3 protein-coding genes and 1 pseudogene are annotated in these 3,271 nt (G+C 64.4%); 2 read left to right on the forward strand and 2 right to left on the reverse strand.

Annotation, left to right across the window (positions count from 1 at the left end):
- The first annotated feature begins 183 nt into the window (after positions 1–183).
- Positions 184–792 (forward strand): glutathione transferase GstA, encoded by a 609-nt coding sequence (gene gstA / locus HUW62_RS46465; protein ID WP_163866190.1) that lies wholly within the window; start codon positions 184–186, stop codon positions 790–792.
- 374 nt (positions 793–1,166) lie between these two features.
- A complete protein-coding gene (locus tag HUW62_RS46475; RefSeq protein ID WP_163866252.1) occupies positions 1,167–1,742 on the forward strand; it encodes a DUF1629 domain-containing protein in 576 nt (191 codons plus the stop codon).
- 46 nt (positions 1,743–1,788) lie between these two features.
- Here the strand turns inward: HUW62_RS46475 and HUW62_RS46480 are convergent, their stop codons facing one another.
- Positions 1,789–2,676 carry a DUF2381 family protein gene (locus HUW62_RS46480; protein WP_255204028.1) on the reverse strand — a complete coding sequence of 296 codons (888 nt, stop codon included), beginning with the start codon at positions 2,674–2,676 and terminating at the stop codon, positions 1,789–1,791.
- A gap of 49 nt (positions 2,677–2,725) precedes the next feature.
- Positions 2,726–3,271: pseudogene (locus HUW62_RS46485) on the reverse strand (hypothetical protein); the annotation flags it as partial.

Consider the following 3,271-nt stretch of genomic DNA (forward strand, 5'->3'; position numbering starts at 1 on the left):
GCCCGGGGGCGGGGGTGGGGCCTTGCTCTTCCTCAGCTTCAGGGACATGGGTGGTTACCGCGAGGTGAGTGGAGTTACCACGAGGTGAGTGGAAAGTGCGCTTACCTTACTCGCGCTGCTATCCAAAAGTAACCTGGGCCCGTTAGTGATGGGCCGTCGTTCCCATCCACCACGAGGAATCCGATGAAGCTCTATTTCTCCCCGGGCGCCTGTTCGCTGTCTCCCCACATCGTCGCGCACGAGGCGGGGCTCGAGCTCCAGCTCGAACAGGTCGACACCCAGACGAAGGTCCTCAAATCGGGCGGCGACTTCTGGAAGATCAACCCGAAGGGCTATGTGCCCGCGCTGGAGCTGGAGCCGGGCGAGGTCCTCACCGAGGGTCCCGCGCTGGTGCAGTACCTGTCGGACCTGCGGCCCGAGGCGGGGCTGATGCCCGCGGCGGGCAGCCGCGAGCGCTACCGCGTGCTGGAGATGCTCGGCTACATCAACTCCGAGCTGCACAAGACGTACGCTCCGCTCTTCCGGCCGACGACGCCGGACGCGACGCGCGAGGAGCGCACGGAGTACCTGTTCAAGCGCTACAAGCTCCTCGAGGAGCGCCTGGCCACACGCGCCTATCTCTTCGGTGACACCTTCAGCGTCGCGGACGCCTACCTCTACACCGTCACCCGCTGGGCGAACTACGTGAAGGTGGACCTGTCCGGCTTCCCGAATCTGATGGCGTTCATGGAGCGCGTCTCCGCGCGTCCGGCGGTGCGCAAGGCGCTCGCGGCCGAGGGACTCCCGGTCTGACCGGCCCTCGTGGACACCCTGACTCGCGCGAGCGTTTTCCAGCAGGGTCTCGGCTGTCGTTCGTTCCATTGCTGGTGCTCGCCTTCGCGTCCGGAGGCGGGCACTGGCAAGGCCCAGGCCGCTACGTCCTCGGAAACTTCCGAGGGGCCCTCGGTGGTGGGTCTCTGTAACGGTGCGTTACTTCGCCGCTTTCCAAGGGCGTCGCCGCGACCATGACAGCGCTTGCCATCGCCTACCTGGGCGTGGACACGGTGTGGCGCCTGCTGGACGGGTGGTTGACCCTGGTGCGCCAGGTGGACCAGTCCACGACCTTCGAGCAACTCAGTTCGTCGGGCGAGGCATATGGAGAAGTCCTCGGAGAGAATGCGTCCACCATGCCCAAACAACCTCGATACTTCTCGCTCGAACCCGACATGCAGCGGGGGAAATGGTCCCTGGATGAACCGCTTGATGGCCAGGGCCGCGAAATGGAGAACCTCAGGGAGTTTACGTCGGGACGACCCAGTCAGGTCTCAGGCCGCCTGTCGATTCCCATCGACGTGCCTGGAAGGCGGTTGGACTACAGCATGGCGGGTGCTGCCCTGACTCCTGTTGTTCACATCAAGGTGGCCACTCTCTTCGCTGAGCTGGCGCCCGACGACGTGCAACTGCTACCGGTGGATATCAAAGGCTGCCCGGACGAGTATCAAATACTCGTGGCCACGAAGGTTCTCCGGTGCATCGACGACAAGGCATCGAGAGAGATTCTGGTTTGGAAGCCAGAGGACGCTCGACCGGATAAGCTCGGCCAGTACCGAAGCGTGGCGGGGATGCGGATTGACCGCAAGAACGTGGGGGATGCCAAGGTCTTCCGGACCTGGGGATGGACAGTTGCCCTCATCGTCACTGAGGACATCAAGGCGGCCATGGAGCGTGAGAAAGTCACGGGCGCGAAGTTCGAGGAAGTCTAAAGCGCACGTTGGAGTTGTTCCTCGAGAATCGGATGGCGTGACCCGTTCACATCCGAGGAAAGCGCACGGGGCCGATGATGATGGCCCGTGAGTCTTTCCCGTCGCGCAGTTCGAGTGTGTAGGCCTCGTGGAGTTCGAGTGGACCGGCCTCTGTCTCCAGGATGAGCAACACATCGGTGTCGTCATCCGTCAGGGGCCTCGCTTGCCAGACCCGCAGTTCACGGGAGCGGCGACCCATGGCGTCCGTGAGCGTGGCCTGGCTCGCGGTCCATGGCGGATGGCCGCCCGCTGATGCCAGGAGCAGTGCCACCGCGACGCGGGAGGTGCTCCTGAATACATGAGCCCGGGTGCCACGCGACAGAATGGACTGTGGCCTCGGGTGGTACTGGCCGAGTTTGACGCCGAGAAGACCCTGCTCGTCCAGGAGCCCCGTGGCGAAGAGCCCTGTCAGGCCCGTTGGACCCTGCTCAGCTCGAAGCCTTGCGTTCTCCTCGCGCAGCCTCAGAAGCTCGCCCTCGAGCTGCGCGGTCTCGGTCCGCTCGTCGCGTACGCTCGGGGAAACGCTCACGACCTCCACCTGGGCATCGAATTGCCCCGGGGCCACGACCAGGAGAAAGCTCGCTTCTCTGGGAGCGGAGCCGTCCTCGTAGCGCAGGGTCAGGCGAAGCCGCGTGCCATCCTTGAGTTTGTCCGAGGGCAGCAGCACGAGGGTGTCCGCGGCCAGGACCACACGGTGAAAGCGCTCCCGCCCCTCCAACGTCACGGCGTCTGGTGCGAGAGCTCTGTCGAACAGGAGCACGGTGGTGCCTCCGGGACGAACAAAAATCTCTGAAGGTGAGCGAGCGGGGCGCGTCCCCAGTTCGATGCGACGAACCTCCGAGGACGGCGATGACGTGTGAGGCTGGGCCATTGCGCGCCCGCTGCACGTGCTCATGGCGACGAGGCACACCACGAGCGGCAGGAGAGGGCGTGGACGGCGCGTGCTACTCCTCCTCGTCACCGGTCTCCTGGAAGCGAATAACGGCACGCACGGGGAACTTGTTCGTCACGACGCCACGGTCATCGTCGCTGCCTGCCTTGGTGGGAAGGCCATACACCAGCCTAACGTCTGGGTCCATATATGAGAGGCATACCGGGTAGCTCTTGCCCTTGAATCTCGCCTCGACGATTCGGCCATAGACCCGGGTGGGGGTGATGTAGATGTTCGTGATGAGTTGCGCTCCTGGGCGGAGCAATCCGAACGTCTGGTCCAGATGGGTCGAGATTCGAGACTCGCGGAGGGTGATGTCAGCTTCCTCGAGCCCCGTATTGTCCCTCTCCCCGATGGAGGCAGCCACCTGACGACCCAGCACCATGTTGAGTTGCGCCATGGTCTCCAGCGCTCCGGGCGGGCAGTCCTCGGCGGGCGGTGCTGGCTGGTGTTTCACCACAGACGGCGAGCTGGCGCAGGCGAGCCCCGTACAAGCCAGTGCCACCTTGGACATACGGGCCAGGGAGGGAGAACGCTGCTTCACGGGAGCGGGGGGCGA

Source organism: Myxococcus sp. AM011, from assembly GCF_013372595.1.
GTDB classification, from domain to species: Bacteria; Myxococcota; Myxococcia; order Myxococcales; family Myxococcaceae; genus Myxococcus; species Myxococcus eversor.

Coding starts and splice junctions, on each gene's coding strand:
- gstA (WP_163866190.1), top strand. CDS start 184: ATGAAGCTCTATTTCTCCCCGGGCGCCTGTTCGCTGTCTCCCCACATC.
- HUW62_RS46475 (WP_163866252.1), top strand. CDS start 1,167: ATGCCCAAACAACCTCGATACTTCTCGCTCGAACCCGACATGCAGCGG.
- HUW62_RS46480 (WP_255204028.1), bottom strand. CDS start 2,676: ATGAGCACGTGCAGCGGGCGCGCAATGGCCCAGCCTCACACGTCATCG.